At 43.1% G+C, this 18,289-nt stretch carries 21 protein-coding genes; 11 read left to right on the top strand and 10 right to left on the bottom strand.

Annotated features, from left to right (window positions below; all coding sequences use genetic code 11):
- Window positions 1-251 precede the first annotated feature (251 nt).
- Both FD724_RS16870 and FD724_RS16865 read right to left on the bottom strand, forming a co-directional pair.
- Window positions 252-3,380 (bottom strand): efflux RND transporter permease subunit, encoded by a 3,129-nt coding sequence (locus tag FD724_RS16870; RefSeq protein WP_179073418.1) that lies wholly within the window; start codon window positions 3,378-3,380, stop codon window positions 252-254.
- Between the two features lie 5 nt (window positions 3,381-3,385).
- Complete coding sequence (locus tag FD724_RS16865) at window positions 3,386-4,036, bottom strand: cobalt transporter (RefSeq protein ID WP_256874293.1); 651 nt, start codon at window positions 4,034-4,036, stop codon at window positions 3,386-3,388.
- 142 nt (window positions 4,037-4,178) lie between these two features.
- Between FD724_RS16865 and rppA the strand changes: the two genes are divergently transcribed.
- Complete coding sequence (gene rppA, locus FD724_RS16860) at window positions 4,179-4,886, top strand: two-component system response regulator RppA (RefSeq protein WP_179075537.1); 708 nt, start codon at window positions 4,179-4,181, stop codon at window positions 4,884-4,886.
- The gene (gene rppB / locus FD724_RS16855) at window positions 4,883-6,268 is read left to right on the top strand and encodes a two-component system sensor histidine kinase RppB (protein WP_179073416.1); all 1,386 of its coding nucleotides are present in this window, start codon (window positions 4,883-4,885) and stop codon (window positions 6,266-6,268) included. Before rppA ends, rppB begins: the two co-directional genes overlap by 4 nt.
- 313 nt (window positions 6,269-6,581) lie before the next feature.
- Here rppB and FD724_RS16850 read toward each other — a convergent pair whose 3' ends face one another.
- Complete coding sequence (locus tag FD724_RS16850; RefSeq protein WP_179073415.1) at window positions 6,582-6,794, bottom strand: hypothetical protein; 213 nt, start codon at window positions 6,792-6,794, stop codon at window positions 6,582-6,584.
- Between the two features lie 125 nt (window positions 6,795-6,919).
- Between FD724_RS16850 and FD724_RS16845 the strand changes: the two genes are divergently transcribed.
- The 3 genes from FD724_RS16845 (at window position 6,920) to rsmH (ending at window position 8,742) form a co-directional block, all read left to right on the top strand.
- Window positions 6,920-7,279 (top strand): hypothetical protein, encoded by a 360-nt coding sequence (locus FD724_RS16845; protein WP_179073414.1) that lies wholly within the window; start codon window positions 6,920-6,922, stop codon window positions 7,277-7,279.
- 114 nt (window positions 7,280-7,393) lie between these two features.
- Window positions 7,394-7,549, top strand: coding sequence for a hypothetical protein (locus FD724_RS16840; protein WP_179073413.1), 156 nt, complete (start codon window positions 7,394-7,396; stop codon window positions 7,547-7,549).
- A 308-nt stretch (window positions 7,550-7,857) separates the two neighbouring features.
- Window positions 7,858-8,742, top strand: a complete 885-nt coding sequence (rsmH, locus tag FD724_RS16835) for a 16S rRNA (cytosine(1402)-N(4))-methyltransferase RsmH (protein ID WP_179073412.1) — start codon at window positions 7,858-7,860, stop codon at window positions 8,740-8,742.
- A gap of 3 nt (window positions 8,743-8,745) precedes the next feature.
- Here rsmH and FD724_RS16830 read toward each other — a convergent pair whose 3' ends face one another.
- Window positions 8,746-8,970: a hypothetical protein gene (locus FD724_RS16830; protein WP_179073411.1), complete on the bottom strand. Its 225-nt coding sequence runs from the start codon at window positions 8,968-8,970 to the stop codon at window positions 8,746-8,748.
- Window positions 8,967-9,080: a hypothetical protein gene (locus tag FD724_RS42090; RefSeq protein ID WP_372726492.1), complete on the bottom strand. Its 114-nt coding sequence runs from the start codon at window positions 9,078-9,080 to the stop codon at window positions 8,967-8,969. Before FD724_RS42090 ends, FD724_RS16830 begins: the two co-directional genes overlap by 4 nt.
- A gap of 242 nt (window positions 9,081-9,322) precedes the next feature.
- Between FD724_RS42090 and FD724_RS16825 the strand changes: the two genes are divergently transcribed.
- The 3 genes from FD724_RS16825 to FD724_RS16815 all read left to right on the top strand — a co-directional run bounded on the left by FD724_RS16825 (window position 9,323) and on the right by FD724_RS16815 (window position 11,182).
- On the top strand, window positions 9,323-9,970 hold the full coding sequence (locus tag FD724_RS16825) for a MotA/TolQ/ExbB proton channel family protein (RefSeq protein ID WP_179073410.1): 648 nt from the start codon (window positions 9,323-9,325) through the stop codon (window positions 9,968-9,970).
- 149 nt (window positions 9,971-10,119) lie between these two features.
- Complete coding sequence (locus FD724_RS16820; RefSeq protein WP_179073409.1) at window positions 10,120-10,326, top strand: glycogen debranching protein; 207 nt, start codon at window positions 10,120-10,122, stop codon at window positions 10,324-10,326.
- Window positions 10,327-10,624: 298 nt separating this feature from the next.
- Window positions 10,625-11,182, top strand: coding sequence for a methylmalonic aciduria and homocystinuria type D protein (locus FD724_RS16815; RefSeq protein ID WP_179073408.1), 558 nt, complete (start codon window positions 10,625-10,627; stop codon window positions 11,180-11,182).
- A 114-nt stretch (window positions 11,183-11,296) separates the two neighbouring features.
- Here FD724_RS16815 and FD724_RS16810 read toward each other — a convergent pair whose 3' ends face one another.
- Window positions 11,297-12,175, bottom strand: a complete 879-nt coding sequence (locus FD724_RS16810; RefSeq protein WP_179073407.1) for a LysR family transcriptional regulator — start codon at window positions 12,173-12,175, stop codon at window positions 11,297-11,299.
- 160 nt (window positions 12,176-12,335) lie between these two features.
- Between FD724_RS16810 and FD724_RS16805 the strand changes: the two genes are divergently transcribed.
- Window positions 12,336-13,112, top strand: coding sequence for a trans-aconitate 2-methyltransferase (locus tag FD724_RS16805; protein WP_179073406.1), 777 nt, complete (start codon window positions 12,336-12,338; stop codon window positions 13,110-13,112).
- Window positions 13,113-13,154: 42 nt separating this feature from the next.
- Here FD724_RS16805 and FD724_RS16800 read toward each other — a convergent pair whose 3' ends face one another.
- Window positions 13,155-13,838, bottom strand: a complete 684-nt coding sequence (locus FD724_RS16800; protein WP_256874292.1) for a leucine-rich repeat domain-containing protein — start codon at window positions 13,836-13,838, stop codon at window positions 13,155-13,157.
- Between the two features lie 149 nt (window positions 13,839-13,987).
- Between FD724_RS16800 and FD724_RS16795 the strand changes: the two genes are divergently transcribed.
- Window positions 13,988-14,781, top strand: a protein-coding gene (locus FD724_RS16795) for an IS5 family transposase (RefSeq protein WP_179072334.1) whose coding sequence is annotated in 2 segments (ribosomal slippage) — window positions 13,988-14,327 and window positions 14,327-14,781 — 795 coding nt in all. Because the reading frame shifts where the segments join, the coding sequence is not laid out codon by codon here.
- On the opposite strand, the gene FD724_RS16790 is transcribed toward FD724_RS16795, so the two are convergent.
- The 3 genes from FD724_RS16790 to FD724_RS16780 form a co-directional block, all read right to left on the bottom strand.
- Complete coding sequence (locus FD724_RS16790) at window positions 14,778-14,969, bottom strand: hypothetical protein (RefSeq protein ID WP_179073405.1); 192 nt, start codon at window positions 14,967-14,969, stop codon at window positions 14,778-14,780. The genes FD724_RS16795 and FD724_RS16790 overlap by 4 nt on opposite strands.
- Before the next feature lie 88 nt (window positions 14,970-15,057).
- A complete protein-coding gene (locus FD724_RS16785) occupies window positions 15,058-16,074 on the bottom strand; it encodes a TrkA family potassium uptake protein (protein WP_114081434.1) in 1,017 nt (338 codons plus the stop codon).
- Between the two features lie 702 nt (window positions 16,075-16,776).
- A complete protein-coding gene (locus FD724_RS16780) occupies window positions 16,777-17,721 on the bottom strand; it encodes a glycosyltransferase family 2 protein (RefSeq protein ID WP_179073404.1) in 945 nt (314 codons plus the stop codon).
- Between the two features lie 160 nt (window positions 17,722-17,881).
- On the opposite strand from FD724_RS16780, the gene rplS reads away from it, so the two are divergent.
- A complete protein-coding gene (gene rplS / locus FD724_RS16775) occupies window positions 17,882-18,244 on the top strand; it encodes a 50S ribosomal protein L19 (RefSeq protein ID WP_114081431.1) in 363 nt (120 codons plus the stop codon).
- Window positions 18,245-18,289: the final 45 nt, after the last annotated feature.

Genomic DNA, 18,289 nt, shown 5'->3' with positions numbered 1-18,289 from the left:
ATAAATATAGTTGATATCTCAGTAAATAAAAATAATAATGGGCATCTTACCAGAGTTTGTTTATAACGTCTAGAGAACTTAGAGCTAGCGAGGCTTTACCAGGGGCGTGCGACTCACGCTCATGCACTGATGCTACTAATTTGTGTTTATAAACTTCCTCTGGCAATACCCACGAAAACTTTGCGGTCAACCAATCAATTTCTGCACGAGTCAAACCCGGTTGCAGACTTTGAGCAACTTCGGGTGCTTTATTAGTTTGACCATGTTTGGTTAATCAAAACAGGTTTCTGTTTAGGCATCAACTGTTTGCCAAACTTAGCGTAGAGAGCAGGAATAACCAATAAAGTCAAAGCTGTAGAAGTAAATAAACCGCCCAAAACTACAATTGCTAAGGGTTGCAGAATTTCATTTCCAGCTCCACTGGCGATCGCCAAAGGCAGCATCCCCAGTGCGGAAGTGAGTGCCGTCATCAGAATGGCGTTCACTCGTTCTAGAGAACCGTTGATAATTACATCTTTGAGGGGCATTCCTTCGGCAAACTTGTTGTTGTAGTTGTCTACCAGCAACAAGCCATTGCGAACAGCAACACCAAATAGGGTAATGAAACCGATTAGAGAAGCGATCGAAATCACACCGCCACTCAAGGCAATGGAGATAATACCACCTACCAAAGCCAAAGGCAGATTGAGCATGATGGTGATCGTGGCGGAAAGGGATTTAACGGAGAAGAACATCAACACCGTAATCACAATCGCCGCCAGGATGCTAAACACCAGTAGGTTATTAGTGGCACGCTGCTCTGACTCAAACTGTCCACCGTACTGGATGAAATAGCCATTAGGGAGTTTGATTTTCTGTTGAATTTGGGATTGAATATCGCCGACAACACTGCCCAAATCGCGATCAGCAACGTTTGCCGAAACGACAATCAGCCGTGACACATCTTCCCGATTTACAACATTCGCTCCCATACCGTAGTCTACTTTGGCTACAGCACCCAACTGGATAGTTTGACCAGTTGGGGTAATCAGAGGAATAGCGCGAATGGCATCTAAACTATTGCGGGCTTTCTCCGTCAAGGAGATAGAAATATCAATGAGCTGCTGATTTTCTGCCACTTGCGATACTACACGACCATTCAGGGCAGTTTCTACCACGTTCGATAACTGCTCCATACTCAATCCATAGGTAGCGGCTGCCGCACGATTGTATTGAATTTGTACCTGACGAATGGGTAGTTGGGGTTCAAGCTGCAAGTCTACAACCCCAGCGATGGGCTGAATCACATCTCGCACTTGTTCACCAATCTTTCGCAGTTCGATTAAATCCGGGCCAAAGATTTTTACAGCGATCGCACTTCTGACCCCCGACAGCACTTCATCCATGCGGTGGGAAATAAACCCGCCAATGTTGGGAGCAACACCGGGTAATTTAGTGAATGCCTCACGCAATTGTTTGATGCTGGCTTCGCGGTCTTGGAGGGCGCGATCGCTCAGTTCTACATCCACATGAGCCATACTGACTCCAGCCCCATCTGCATCTCCTGGAGCGCGTCCTACCCGCAATTGCACCCATTCATATAGAGGATTATCTTTGAGCGTATTAGATAACGCTATCCCAGCCCGATTGGTCATATCTAGCGAAACACCCGGAAATAAAACCATTGAATTGACCAATGATTTCTCCTGAAATTCGGGGAGAAACACCCGTCCCAAGGAGGGAACGATGGCAAAAGCAGCAACCAAGGCTGCAAGTGCTACACCCAAAATAATTTGAGGCCATCGCAGCGATAGATTTAGCAATGGACGATACAACCGTTCTGCCCAACGCGAAATGAATGTACCTTCTTGCGGTAGGGTTTGGTTTGCCAGCAGAATTGCACAGAGGGCAGGCGAAAGGGTCATGGCCACCAAAGTAGACGCACAGATTGAAAGCAAATACGCCCAACCCATTGGTGCAAAAATGTTGCCCTCAACACCTGTCAAACTAAAAATTGGTGCAAACACGACTACGATGATCACCGTAGAAAAAATCACGGCTAACCGCACTTCCACTGAAGTGTCATACACCACCTCGAAGGGATGCTTCGGGTTGCCCTGTGCCTGATTAGTTCGGAGTCCGCGATAGCAGTTCTCCATGTCCACGATTGAGTCATCCACAACTGAGCCAATGGCTACGACTAAACCGCCCAAGGTCATGGTGTTAATGCCCAAGCCAAAAGCTTTCATGAACATTAAGCCAATCAACAGTGACAGAGGAATTGCACTTAAAGTAATTACGGCAGTGCGCCAATTCATTAGAAATAACAGCATAATCACCGTCACGATGATGATGCCTTGGATCAGAGAACTACTAACATTACCAATAGCAGTATCAATAAAGTTAGACTGCCGGAACGTCCGCGCCACTTGCACATCAGGGGGAAAGCTTGGTTGCAAAGATTGCAGCATCGCTTCTACTGCTTTTGTCACCGTGGGAGTATCAACATCAGGCTGTTTGTTAATCATCATCACCACAGCCGGCTGCCCATTAAAACTAGCATCCCCCCGCTTTAGTGCTGCACCCGTTTTTACTTCCGCTACATCTTTGAGCAAAATCGGTTTACCATCTTGCACCTGTACCACAGATTGCTGCAAATCTGCAACTGATTTCACCTGCCCAATACCGCGTACTAACAGTTCTTGACCACCACCAATTAAGAATCCACCAGGAGCGTTGGAATTTGCGCCTCTGGCAGCATTGGTCACTTCGGTCAGGGAAACATTGAGCGATCGCAATTTTGCTGGATCAACTAGCACCTGTTCCTGTCGTTCATCACCGCCGTAGATCGTAACTTGGGTGACTCCCGGCACAGACAAAATTTGGTTGCTCAGGGTAGTATCCACCAGACGGCGCAAATCCATTAGCGAGGTTTTCCCCTGCCCATTGACCGTAAAGGCATACTGTAAAATCGTACCCAACGGCGATGCTAACGGTGAAATTTCCGGTGGATGCACCCCTTCAGGTAACTGATTTGTCACCTGCTGGAGTCGTTCTGTTACCGATTGCCGGGCTTTATAAATGTCGGCATCCTGGTCAAACACCACCTGAACCATTGACAGCCCAACTTTGGAAGAAGATCGCACCGTAGTCACCCCCGGCAAACCATTCACCGCGCTTTCAATTGGCACGGTAATTTGTGATTCCACTTCTTCTGGAGCTAGTCCTGAAACTTCGGTTTGAATATCTACTTGGGGGGGAGCAAATTCGGGAAAAACGTCCAGTGGCATCTGTGTCACACTGAAAACTCCCCACAGCGTCACTAAAATCGCACAAGTAACAATAAGCCAACGCTGGGCAATTGAGTTTTTGAGAATCTGATTCAGAATGGAGTTCAACATCTCAATTAAACTCCTCCCTTGTTCTTGCGATTGCCAGCAATAATAGCGATCGCTCCGCCCACAAGCACAACTCCACCACCAACTCCTGCTAAGATACCCATCGGCAATCCGCCCGATTGCTGAGTTGTTTCACCAGCCTGTGAGACGAGATTACCGCTAGTATCATGGCTATGAGGTATTCCTTTAGCATCTGCCTGAGCATGGGCTGTATCAGTTTTAGGAGTAGCGATCGCGGCTGGACTGGGTGCTGTATCGGCGGTTTGGGTTTTACGCGATTCGGCATAGAGCGACAAACTACCTTGGGTAATGAGCTTTTCCCCAACCGACAATCCTTTGGTAACAGTGATTAGTTCGCCTTTAGTCGCACCAGTTGTAATTTCTACTGGCTCATAAAAATCTTTATACTGCACAAATACTAGCTGCTTGCCATCGGCATCAACCAATGCCGTCACCGGAATCATCACGGCAGATCCAGATTTGGCAGAGGAGGCGATTGGCGTGACAACAATGCCTAACAGTTGGTCGGTTTGGGCATTGACTTTCACGCGATTGATGCCGCCCTTTGCCTGAAATTCATCACCATGTCCAATGTGAGCAAATACAACTGTGGGCGCACTGATAATTAAGCTGGCTGCCAAAATGGAACTTATTAGCATAAAAGGTTTCATAATCACTCCTCACAAGGGATACTGAATTAAACAAAAGTTCTCCATAGTTTGCCAAAGGGCAGATGAAATCCAGGTGAAATGGCAGATGTTTTTGTAAGATCAGAGCTTGATGATTGATTTCCCTGAAGTGATGCGAATTTTACTGGTGGAAGATGAAGCAGATTTGGGACTGGCAATCAAGCAAGTCTTAATTAGTGAAAGATATGTCGTGGATTGGGTAACAGATGGTACTCAAGCATGGCTGTGCCTGGAAAGCCAATGGACAGACTACACAGTTGCTATTGTTGATTGGCTGCTGCCCGAAATGTCGGGATTACAGTTATGTCAAAAGCTCAGACTACAGCAAAATTCCTTACCAGTGCTGATGCTGACTGCTTTGGGTCAGCCGGAAAATCGCGTGGCGGGGTTGGATGCGGGCGCGGATGATTATTTAGTCAAACCGTTTGTAATGGAAGAATTGCTGGCGCGGTTGCGGGCCCTTCAGAGGCGATCGCCTCAACTACAACCATCCACGCTGACTGTTGCAGGTTTTACTCTGGATACAGCAAACAATGTCCTACGAGTAAATTCAGATGGATCTACACCCCTAGTCATTCCCTTAACCACCAAAGAATTTCAGCTACTCATGTATTTGATGCAGAACCCCAATCGCATCATTCCCGGTAGTAAATTGCGTCAACAACTTTGGGACATGGATGAAGAACCGATTAGTAATGTAGTTGCGGCGCAAATGCGCTTACTACGTCGCAAGTTAGCAAATCATGGCTGTCCCTGCCCGATTGAAACTGTTCCAGGTGCTGGCTATCGCTTTAACTCCCAACTTCATTCTCAACCATGAATAGCTACTCACTTTTTCGGCGCAGTCGTCTGCGGTTAGCCCTCTGGTATGCCGGAGTTATGGGCGTGATTTTGAGTGTTTCTGGCTTGGGGATGTATCGAGCAATGGTTCAGACAAACTGGGCAGCAATGGAGCGCGAAATTGAATCAATTGCTGGAACTTTACACGATAGCGTCGAACCACTGTTACCGCCTTCCGAAGAACCGACTGCTGTGCTGCAACAAATTTTTCCTGATCTTTGTTTAAGTGGACAACCCTGCAAGGCTACGCCGACGCTGATTCAAAGGCACACCATCGGCATCAGCGATCGCACCACATATTATATTCGTCTATTCAATCATCAAGGGAAACTCCTAGCTTTTTCACCCAATCAACCGCTATCTCTGCCGCCAACTCTCAACCGCACTTCATGGCAAACCTTTCGCACGGCTAACGGTATTCGCTATCACCAATTCACCACGATTTTGCATAGTGCCAATACCCATACTTTAGCTAATGAAACCAATGCTGATTCATCCTGGGGCTATTTGCAAATTGGGCGCACCTTAGAACATTTTGATGCCGAAATCAGGCGAATTCAATGGATTATGGCGATTGGGTTGCCTATTGCCCTGAGCTTGGTCACTATTTCCAGTTGGTGGCTCTCAGGATTAGCCATGCAGCCGATTTACCAGTCCTATCAGCAACAGCAACAGTTTACTGCTAATGCTGCTCATGAACTGCGATCGCCCCTTGCTAGCCTCTTGGCAACTGTGGAAGCTATCCTCCGCATACAGCAATCAAATCAGCAAGATATCCAAATGATGCTCCATACTGTTGAGCGGCAGGGGCGAAGGTTGAGCCATTTGATCGCAGACTTACTCTTGTTGACCAGTCTTGAGCAAAATTCAGGTGCAAAACCTTTTCAGCCCTGTTGCTTAAATGATTTGGTGAGCGATTTGACCGAAGAATTTTTAGAGATGGCCACTGCTGCTGATATTAACTTAAGGAGCCAAATTCCCACTTGCGAGATTTATGCTCTAGGTAATGAATCGCAACTTTACCGTTTAGTGTCAAATTTGATTGCCAATGCCATCCAGTACACGCCCAGAGGGGGATATGTAACTGTTAGCTTAGTCAAGAGTGATTACACTGCTGTTCTTGCTGTGAAAGATACGGGAATTGGGATTGAGCTTGCTGAACAAAAGCGAATTTTTGATCGCTTTTACCGTGTTGATGGCGATGCCTACGGCGGGCTGCGCCTACGCTCTCGTAAAACCGGAGGTACAGGGTTGGGGTTAGCTATAGCTGTGGCGATCGCCCAAAAACATCAAGCAAATTTGAGAGTTGAAAGTCAAGCGGGAATAGGTAGCATTTTCACGCTAGAAGTAAAAATTGTATGAGTTTGAGGCTTGTTTATGGCTCAGAAGTGTTTAAGTCCCGCTAAGGTTTATGTATCCTTGAAATTAAATTGTTCAACCGTTATTTCTTATTTATCATGAAATAACAAGCATCTGAGGCGCTAAAATTGTTAGGCCGATACAAAACTAACATAGTCTACAGTTACGCTAGGCTACGTGTTTATTTTCAAATTACAATGTGAGCGATCGCACCCTCTGCGATGGCATTGGTACTAAAAGCAACTAGCTTTGCGATGCCTGCGGCGGGCGTAGCCATCGCACTTTCATGAAACTTCTGGGGGGGGGATCGCACTGATTAAAACAGGCGATCGCTATTTATCTTCTCTGTAGCAACTTCCGCGATCGTTGCAGCAACTTCAATCTTCACATTTCCGTGTTTCGCGTACCCTGTAGCAACTTCCGCGATCTTTGCAGCAACTTCAATCTTCACATTTCCGTGTTTTGCGTACCCTGTAGCAACTTCCGCGATCGTTGCAGCAACTTCCGTCTTCACGTTTCCGTGTTTCACGTAACCTGTAGTAACTTCTGCTTTGACTGAGGCTTTTTCTCAAAAATCAACAATTTTACGTATGACAACCTCTTACAAAATTGTCCACTATAGAGTTATCAGTAAATTGAAAAATGAGTATTAATATGGCTAGACTAAAACGCAACTCACGTACTCTTGGCAAAGCTGAAGTACGTTTAGCAAGCATTAAATCAATTAGTCCAACTCTTGATGTTGGAGAAGGATTAACAGTCAAAGATTATACCGAAAAAATCGCAAGCCTGAGAAAATCTCTAGAAGCATACAACACCACTCTCTCTACTATTGATGTCTTACGAACCCAAATCATTGAAAATGAACAAGATTTAGCAGACTATTCTGAAAAAATCTTAAGTGGGATTGCTTATAAATTTGGTAATAATAGCCATGAGTATCAGATGGCTGGAGGTACTCGTAAAAGCGATCGCAAGCGTGCTGTACGTCAAAGCGTGGTTTTGTCGAAGTAAGGTGATCTCCGACAAAGAAAATACCTGTGTTGGCGAGTTTCGACAACTCTTGGAGACGCTCCGCGTAGCTTGCTTCCCCACAGGGGTACGCCTAACTCTCGATCTATCAGTTGGTTGAGCGAAGTCGAAACCAACGGCATCGGTATATTTATTTTTGTAAATCACCTAAGTAGGCGCACTACTGCGATCGCATTCCTCGAAACTCAAGCTGTTGATTTAGCTTTGTACTTGGAATGCGTAGGCGCAGCTCGCCGTAGGCATCGCCACTAAATCTTGAAACAAATATTCTCAAATCCTTACAGGGAAGTCGTTTGCAAAATTGTGCAACTTTTTTATTTGTTTCTGGATGGTAGCATGATGAAATTGTAGAACTTTATTTTTTCAAAACTTCTCAGTAGCTAACGATACAATAGTGCTTCTAGACGCGTAAATTGTACAACTTTTTTAGTTGTTTACACCAACCACTTTTAAAACATCCTCTTAGTGGTTTAAAAACTATTTTTAATTAGGAACACACAAAGACACAAAGAAAAGAATACATAATTAAAGTTCATCTGTGGTTTTTTGCCTTAAGTCTCATGAATCGTCAGCTAGCTATTGAAGAACCGATATTTTCCCATCTACCAGTGTTACCGCAAGAAGTAATTGCAGGTCTAGCGGTATCTCCCGGAGGTCATTATCTTGATACGACGGTAGGCGGTGGAGGTCACAGCCGTTTGATTTTAGCAGCTGCACCAGATGTAAAATTAACGGCAATTGACCAAGATGAGGATGCTTTAGCAGCAGCGAGGAAAGAATTGGCAGAGTTTGGCGATCGCGTACAATTTATTTACAGCAATTTTGCTGACTATGAGTTTCCCCCCAATACTTTCGATGGTATCTTAGCCGATTTGGGGGTAAGTTCTTACCATTTAGACCAAGCAGAACGGGGTTTCAGCTTTCGCCAAGCTGCAAATTTAGATATGCGAATGGATAGAGGGCGATCGCTAACTGCTGCTGATGTGATTAATAATTGGGATGAAGCAGAATTAGCTGATATTTTCTTTAAGTACGGTGAAGAGAGATTATCGCGGCGCATTGCTCGTCGTATTGTAGAACGGCGGCCGTTGCACACGACTACAGAATTGGCTGATGCGATCGCTTCTTCAGTTCCCCCCAAATACCGTTATGGGAGAATCCACCCCGCTACTCGTGTTTTTCAAGCTCTGCGAATTGTCGTCAACGATGAGTTAAAATCCCTAGAAACCTTTTTGGATAAAGCACCAAATGCCCTTGTCCCTGGTGGCAGAATTGCGATTATCAGTTTCCACAGTTTGGAAGATCGCCCGGTGAAGCATGGTTTAAGAAATTCACCTTTATTAAAAGTCTTGACAAAAAAGCCGATTATTGCTCAGGAAGAGGAAATTGGGAAAAATCCGCGATCGCGATCGGCCAAACTCAGGGTAGCAGAAAAGCTGCTGTAAGCCTTAAACTGCTCCATCTCGTGGCTCAGAAGTGCTGCGAATACGCTCAATGAAGTTAGGATAATTTTCTAAATCTTGTTCTGACTGTAATGGTGGCATTTCAATCCAATTACCTTCGAGATGCAGCTTATCCACATAAGCGTAGAAGGCCTCTTGATCTTCTCGATGAGCAAGAACGTAATCATGTAGCTCTTTTTGACTCATTGCATGAAAATTAGGCTTGCTCATCCTATGTATCTCCATTTACCGTTAGGGTATATTTCTATAATATTTTCCTCACCTGCCAAGAAGAATAGATTTTTTGTCCGTTCATCCATACGAACGATATTAATAGGCAAGTAAAGCTTAGTAAACCAGCAGCACAATATGTAGCACTGTGTTTTTTGTTCTGGTGTAGGAATAATCTAAACTCCTTAACATTTGTTAAAGTTACTGCTATAAATAAATTCTCAATAACCTGCGATCGCAATCGATCAAACTGAGGATAGCCCAAAAGCTACTGTCACTACAATGCAGTGTTAAACTACTCCATCTCAACGATCTGCTAATCTAGCGTTGTTGAATAGTTAAAAAATAATAAATGGAAATTAGTAATCTGTTTACAGCAGGTGGCGTGGTCATGTGGCCTCTGCTAGCCTTCTCTTTGTTAGGAGTAGCGCTGATTATCGAGCGGATCATCTTTTGGGTAAGAATAAATAATCGGCAAAATAAGGTAGTGCGAGAGGTGCTACAGCTTTATCGCCTTGATAATGTAGTTAGTGCTTTAGATAAGTTGCAAAAAAATACTGATTTACCCATTGCCCGAATTTTTTTAGCAGCTTTAGAGTTAGAAGAGGCGACACCAGAAGAATTTCGTTTGGCATTAGAAAGCGAAGCACAAGCCGAAATTCCCTTACTTAAGCGATCACAAAATATTTTTGAGACAATTATTGGTCTTGCGCCGTTGTTGGGACTTCTAGGAACTGTCTTAGGATTAATTAACTCCTTTGCCTCTCTAAATATTGGAGATGTGGGAGGTACTAAAACAACAGGTGTCACATCTGGGATTAGTGAAGCTTTAGTATCCACAGCATCAGGATTAGTAGTAGCAATCTTTACACTATTATTTGCTAATACTTTCCGGGGACTCTATCAGCGCCAGATAGCTTGGATTCAAGAATATGGTGGACAGTTAGAATTACTCTACCGCCGTCGCTACGAAAGAGGCAATAACAATTTCAAATCCTAAATAGTTTGACTAAGATATTTGGCGATCGCTCAGTCGAGCCGCGATGCTAAAATCCAAAATCGGCAATCCAAAATCTAAAATTGATTGGCTCTAATAGTGTTCTAAAATAACAAATAGCTTTTTCGCTACACTTTTCGAGGGAATATTCCATGACTATTTGGGTAAATGAGCAAATTGATCCGTCTGGGATGATTCATGCCTGTATTGCTACTTGTAATGAATCTCAAGCTAAAGAGTGTCATGATTCCTTTCAGAATAATTTGACCGAGAAGCAAAAAGCAGAGGGTTGGATAGCGCAATTGCGGACAGTTGATTCTTGGGATGAAGTGCCAGTGAATTCTTTAAAACTCAATTAATTGGGTGAGATGGAGTTAATTTTTTGGGGTTTTAATCGAACATATTTCAGGAGCGTAGGCGTAGGCATCGCTTCTCTTAGAGACTCTACATCTTTGCTAATGCCTACAGCGATCGCAACAAATCCCATGACGACAGGTTAATAAAGGATAAAATTCGGATTAAAATTCTCAAATTATTATCTTATGCTTCTAAAAAAAGTAACATAAGAGAGGAAAATGATGATTTTTCTGAACTTTTAAGAGCTATCATCTATACCGTAGATTAAATTAAAAAATTTGCATAAGCCGAATCAATTTAGTGAACTATCCCAAAGTTTACACTTCGGAGCAAGCCTGTCCCATTAATTTAGTTGGCGAAACAGGACAAGCGGTTCAAATTTCAATTCATGCTCCCAGTCAATATATCTGTGCCAACTGCGAACGGATATTACCGGATTGGAAACGGCAACCGTTTTTACGAGTAGTGATTGTCTTGCAGCAATCGCGTTATCAATTAGTCAAAAAGACGGCAGAAGTAGAGTCAGAGAAAGAACGCTTACGAGAAAAGTTTATGCGATTTGGCTGTGATTTAGCATTTAATCTGCGCGATCGCGGCTATTTAACTGACCTGATCGACCCTCGTACAGGCTACCCTTTACTATCTCATCCTGGAGCAATTCCCCATGATGACACAGCAGTTGTCAAAGCTTTGCTCAACTATCCAGTGATTAAAAATCAATGCCGTGTACTAGTGCATCCCGAATGGGGCGCAGCAGTTTATCCTAGCATTTTGATATCAGAAGCTCCGCCAATTTTGATCGAATGGGTTACAAAAGGTATAGCATCCATGCATGGGTGGAAAGAAATTGGTCATTAGTCATTGGTCATTGGTCATTGGTTATTTCACTTACAGCCACAATCAGAAGATTTAACAGCCATTTGCAGATTTTTGGAATAGATACTGATTGGTAAATAAATCGCCAGTAATAAATCAAATTATGTGTTTTACAATCTCCAGAAATCTCTGTATCGTTGGGGATGTCTCGCTGCTGCGCCAAATCATTGCAATGGCAACTTTTGGGCTGACTGGCTCGATATTTTTATAAACTACCCCAGTTCGTTGCAAATTTTGTAAAGATGCCGGCACAATTGCAACACCTATTTCGGCTGCCACTAGGCTAACAATTGTTTGCATCTGAATGGCTTGTTGACTTACAGAGGGACTAAAGCCTGCTTGCTGACAGAGACTAATAATTAAGTCGTAGAGTCCAGGCGCTAATATTCTCGGAAATAAAATAAAGGGTTCATTAGCAAGCGATCGCAAACAAACATAAGATTGATTTGCTAGCAAATGTGATTCAGGTAATGCTATTATCAACGACTCTTGAAAAATTATTTCCCAGCTAAATGTATTTTCCTCCACAGGTGGACGGACAAACCCTACATCTATCCGACCTGTGCGTAACCACTCTAACTGTTGATCTGTAGTCAGTTCATGCAACTCTAGATTCACACCAGGGGCACAATTCCGAAAGGTTCGCAAAATAGTTGGCAAAATATTATACGCGGCAGAACTGACAAAGCCGATCGCTAATTCTCCGAGTTCACCGCGACTAGTTTGTTGCCCGACTTGGATTGCCTGCTGCAATTGCCTGAGAATTTGTTGGACTTCATCCAGAAAAACCACCCCCGCTTCTGTTAAATGCACACTTCGTTTTGTGCGATGAAACAGTTCAAAGCCCAATTCCTTCTCTAGCTGGCGAATTTGTTGACTTAAGGGAGGTTGGGCAATGTGCAATCTTTCTGCTGCCCGTCCAAAGTGCAGTTCTTCTGCCAAGGTGACAAAGTAGCGCAGGTGTCGTAGTTCCATCTGTTACCTGAACTTATATCTTTTAAATATTAGTTAAGGTCAAAATATATATTGGACATAATTAATAATATTTTTTATTGTGATGATTATGCAGTCACCAACCTACCGAACTTGGTTGACGACTAGCAAAACAATACTCTGCAATGTAATTTCATAGTTTATGAATAATCTTCCATTACTCGACAATAATTGGAACACAGACCTGTATGAGGATAAACACGCCTTTGTCTGGCAATATGGCGAGAACTTGCTGAAAGTACTCAACCCCAAGCCGGGAGAATCCATTTTGGATCTTGGCTGTGGGACTGGACAACTAACAGAAAAAATTGCTCAAGCCGGGGCTGAAGTGACTGGAATCGATCGCGCATCCTCGATGATTGAGACAGCAAGACAAAATTATCCTCATCTACGCTTTGATGTTGCTGATGCCAGAGATTTTCAAGTATTGAAACCATTGGATGCTGTATTTTCCAACGCTGTTTTACATTGGATTAAAGAAGCAGATGCGGCGATCGCTTCCATACATCAAGCGTTAAAACCTGGGGGGCGTTTTGTCGCAGAATTTGGTGGTAAGGGAAATGTTCAAGCGATCGTCACAGCTTTGTACAGTGCTTTAGAGGCGATCGCTATTTCCCCACAAGCACTGAATCCTTGGTATTTTCCTAGTATTGGTGAGTACGCTACCCTACTAGAACAACAAGGCTTTGATGTTACTTATGCCACCTTGTTTGCTCGTCCTACTCCCCTAACAGAAGGCGAAGCAGGGATGGCGAACTGGCTTGAAATGTTTGCTGATGCTTTTCTAGCAGGACTGTCTGCTGACCAAAAAATACAAATAATTCGCACCGTGGAAGAGCATCTTTTGCCGACACTGTATCAACAAGGCAATTGGACAGCCGACTATCGGAGAATTCGCATCGTTGCCATCAAACTTTAGATTGCTTGACAAATAACTCAAGGTTCGCGCGCGATCGCTACTTTAAAGCTCATCAAATTGGCAAATAGATTCTGGTTTTACAGGACATATTTTGGGTGCGATCGCGTTGTTCTTAATATTAATAAAAGTTAATTTTTTCAGAGATGATAAAGGCTTGATATTGCTGATTTTATTTGAGTTAAGGGAGAGTTCAGTCAAATTAGTCAGAGTAGACAAAGGCTTGACATCGCTAATTTCATTTGATTCAAGAGAGAGAATAGTCAAATTAGTCAGATTAGACAAAGGCTTGATATCGCTGATTTGATTTGAGTTGAGGTAGAGATAAGTCAAATTAGTCAGAGCGGATAAAGGCTTAATATTGCTGACTTCATTTGAGCGGAGAGAGAGAGAAGTTAAATTAGTCAGAGCGGATAAAGGCTTGATATCGCTGATTTGATTCTCTCGGAGCGAGAGAGCAGTCAAATTAGTCAGAGCGGACAAAGGCTTGATATCGCTGATTTCATTTATGTCGAGGTCGATAGAAGTCAATTTAGTCAGAACAGACAAAGGCTTGATATCGCTGATTTCATTTATGCCAAGGTCGATAGAAGTCAAATTAGTCAGAGCAGACAAAGGCTTGATATCACTGATTTCATTTGAGCCAAGGTCGAGAGAAGTCAAATTAGTTAGAGCAGACAAAGGCTTGATATCACTGATTTTATTTGAGTTGAGGGAGAGAGCAGTCAAATTAGTCAGCTTTTGGTTAGCCTGTTTGCAATTTTGAGTTTGAGCTTTTTCTAAGAGGCTATTTATAAAGTAAATCTAAAAGCCAGGAGAAAGGAGTTATGATAACGATAAAATACTTCATGTGCAGTGTATTTACATAGATAGTCGGTATGGCGCGAAAGTCTTACCCCACAGATTTAACTGATATAGAGTGGGAAATCTTGGCTCCCTTGATTCCACCAGCTAAAGAAGGAGGGCATCCACGCACAACAGATATGCGTGAAATATGCAATGCCATCTATTATCATTTGAAAACTGGATGTCAATGGAATATGCTTCCGGGGGACTTCCCGCCAAGCTCAACGGTATACAGCTATTACCGTAAATGGCAACGCAAGGGAGTTTGGGAAAAATTAAACCATACACTGCGCGATCAAGTTCGCATAAAATTAGGTAGGTCAACACAACCAAGTGCGATCGCAGCAGATAGTCAGTCGGTAAAAACGACTGAAAAAAGGGGGATGTGTACGGCTTTGATGGTGGCAAGTTAGTCAAAGGAAGAAAACGCCAAACAATCGTTGATAGCCTTGGGCTATTGCTCAAAGTGATTGTGAGCGAAGGCAATGCTCCTGAAAGAGTGCTTGCAGCGTATGCCTTGATGGAACTGGTGGAAGAACGCCCAGAATTATTAGAAAAAGTTGAAGTCATGTGGGTTGACTCGGGGTATGACGGCGATAAGTTTGCGCTGGCTGTTTGGTTGATGATTCAAGCTCATGTTGAGGTCATGCGCCGTACTAATAAAGAATTTGAAGTTTTACCCAAGCGTTGGGTAGTAGAAAGAACATTCGGTTGGTTTAACCAGTACCATCGTTTGAGTAAAGATTACGAACGCCTGACTGAAATGAGTGAAGCTGCCATATATGCCGTTATGACTCGTATTATGTTACGTCGTCTAGCCGTCTAAAGATTTACTTTATAAATGGTCTCTAAAAGAACCTCAACAGTATGTTTTGTCTGTGGAGGTAAAGTTGATTTCTGCTTACACCAATTTGTAAAACTTGTGGTATTTGCCAAAGGAGCAGCAATAGTCTGTGTGGCGTAAAATCCCAAAGTAAAAGTAAATATTGTGGCGATCGCTAAATTCCGTTTCATTGAATTATATTATACTTCTTAAGTATGCAATTACACTATATAATATTTACTTAAGGTTAGTATAAAAAAGTAATTAAATAAAAATAAATCAGCTATTTTTCGGTCGCCGTAGTTCCTTGGAATTAATCGGGCCGAGAATTTGGTTAAGGCTACGCAACTGTTCTGCTGTACCCATACCAATCAGCCGATCGCCTGACATTAAGACTGTATCGCCAGTGGGACCACCGATAAGAGTCCCATCAACGCGGCGAATTGCCAGAACTAATGCCCCAGATTGCGATCGCAATCTCGCCTTTTGCAAACTTTGACCGACAAAAGGACAGAAAGCCGGGTCGAGTAAAAATTCTTCCATATACAACTGACGGTCTGCACCTGTCAAAATCCCGTCTACAAAGTCCAAAACCTGGGGTCTGAGTGCCGCAGCAGCCATGCGCTTCCCACCAGTAATATAGGGGGATATCACTTCATCTGCACCACCGCGTCGTAACTTCTGCAAAGCTTCTTCTGTACTTGCGCGGGCAATCACCCGAATTCCCGAATTCAGTGTTTTAGCTGATAAAACTATGTATAAATTTTCGGCATCGGAAGGCAGGGCTGCAACAATACATATTGCCCGTTCAATACCAACTTTCAGAAGTGTGTCATCTAGGGTAGCGTCACCTTGATATGCCGTGTAACCTTCAGTCTGCGCCCTTTGTACAGATTCCATGTCAGCATCAATCACTACAAAAGGTGCGTCTTCTGCCCGAAATTCCTTGGCAATTTGACGACCAGTGCGGCTAAATCCACAAATGATGTAGTGTTCTGTTAGGGATTCCATTAACCGCCTCTGTTGCTGTAGCCGAATTCCTTCTTGAAAGTAGCCTTGAATGATCGCTTCTGTAAATCTGTTGACAATGTAACCAATATTGACTACACCCAACAAAATCAGGGCAATTGTAAACAATCTTCCTCGGCTACCCAGTGGGTGAGTCTCTCCGTATCCCACAGTAGCTAAAGTGATGACTGTCATGTAAGCTGCATCTTCCCATGACCAGCCCTCAACTAATGAGTACCACGAAGTGCCAATGAGGAAAACACCGCCAAGAGCGATCGCCCCGGCCATTAACTCCTTTTGGATACGTTGATATTTTTGCTCAAGTGTTGAGAATGACGTAACAATAGTACTTTTAGCCTACTTTTTCTAGTTTTCTACTAACTTTATAGCATTAGTCTTTTTTAGTACATTTAAACTACAATTTATCCAAACTCAAGACTCCTAATACTTAAAAATATTCATCTTTAACTTTACATGAAGCTCTAATCCCTAGAAGCCTATTTGGGCAGATATGCAGATAATCAGGTTTAACGTAGTATTGTAAAAGCTACTCTATCGTCGAGATTGGGATTGTTATCTCGGTGTATTTAGTGTTCTCGGTGCAGATAAGGATTACGAACGTTATATGCCGTTTATGCCGTTATGACTCGTATTATGTTACGCCGTTCAGCCGTCTAAAGATTTACTTTATAAATGGTCTCTTAGGACTATAAGGCAATACAGTTCAGATCAGACTAAAACACTTGTAGAGACGGCGATTTATCGCGTCTCGAAAACCCAAAATTTTTGCCAGTAGCTCTTAACCCAAGCGTATTGGGCTATAAGGCTCGTAAAAAAATACTAAAATTTTCTCTTCACTCCCCCTGCTCTTTTCACGATGATCTCACTTTTTCGCGTTCCTCCCCCCTTAACTGAAAAGTATTGGGGCGCAAGGCTTTGTACCCCTACAAATTTACAAATAATTTTGAATAATTTATTTTTTGTAGTCCCTTACGAATCAATCAATACAAGTTTACGAACTTCAGAATTGTTTCCCTGAGAGCGACGTGATGACGCAGCAGTGAGCAAAAACTTCCAAGACTTAGGAGAAAATATAGATGGATCTATAATTGAAAAAAAGCTCTTGAGGTTTTTTTGCTTCAGTGATACTAAAATCCAATGGAGTTTCAGGTAATTTTTTATATCTTGAAAGCCGGGAATTTTTGAGCGATGTTGCTCATTTACCAAGGCATAAATTTTTTCTTTCATCAAAATATTTGTTGCCAACCGCCGAGACAAAGAAAACTTTTGATTATATGCACCGGGCCAAATAGTTCGGTACGCAAGACACTGGTTAAAGAAAATAGCATCACCAAACTGAGCAATCTTAATCCACGAATCAATGTCATCACAGTTAGCATCAAGTGTGGAATCCCAACCACCAGTTTGCACAAAAGCATTACGTCGGCAAGCCACTTGTACAGGTGTGCCAAAGGGTACAAGCTCTAAGAGCATACCGTAATGAATATCGGCTTGGGGGATATAAAAAGCTAAACCAGGGCCAACTTGCGGGGTGCGACTGAGTTCAACTTCATTGCCATCTACCTGAGCCGCCACACAAGAACAGATTACAGCATCGGGATGAAGTGCGATCGCCTTAGCCATCTCTTCTATGCAGTTGGGAGCTAAATAATCGTCATCATCTAAAAACTTAATCCAGTCGCCGCTAGCTTTGGCAACTCCAGCATTTACCGTTGCTGCATGACCAAGGTTCACTTCATTCCGATGGTAAACAACTTTGTCCCCTAAGCTTTTGAGATATGTTTGGGTATCATCAGAAGAACAGTCATCGGCAACAACCACCTCACACTCAATGGTTTGGTTCCGAGCCGACTCAATTGCTCTTTGCAGCAAGTTCAAGCGATTATAGGTACTGATGACGACGCTAAATTTCATAGATTTACACCTGTGGTACAGCATTTTGCAATATAGCTTCGATCTACCGAGTCTTGTCTCAGTAAAATTATCAATCTCCAATAAGTAGAAGTAGACTGAAATAGGATTATCGATTTATGATTGATGATCGTGGGTTTTTTTTTAAGCAGACAGAAAGACTATGAGCGCTCAAGAGATTATCCGCTCCATTGAAGCGGAACAGCTAAAATCAAATTTGCCCGACATTTTTGTGGGCGACACCGTAAAAGTAGGAGTGAAAATTAAAGAAGGCGAAAAATACCGGGTACAACCCTACGAAGGAGTAGTGATTGCCAAACGCAATGGTGGCATCAACGAAACTATTACAGTCCGTAAGGTTTTTCAAGGTGTAGGCGTTGAGCGCGTATTTCTGTTGCATTCTCCCCGGATTGATAGCATCAAGGTATTACGTCGTGGTAAAGTCCGCCGTGCTAAACTGTATTATCTCCGCGATCGCGTAGGTAAGGCAACCCGGATTAAGCAACGGTTTGACCGCCCTTTGTGATTCGTGCTTCTTTCATTATGGGAGAAATCTCAAGCGGCATCTGCC

Source organism: Nostoc sp. C057 (assembly GCF_013393925.1).
Lineage (GTDB): Bacteria > Cyanobacteriota > Cyanobacteriia > Cyanobacteriales > Nostocaceae > Nostoc > Nostoc muscorum_A.
This window is presented reverse-complemented; position numbering and strand designations above follow the sequence as displayed.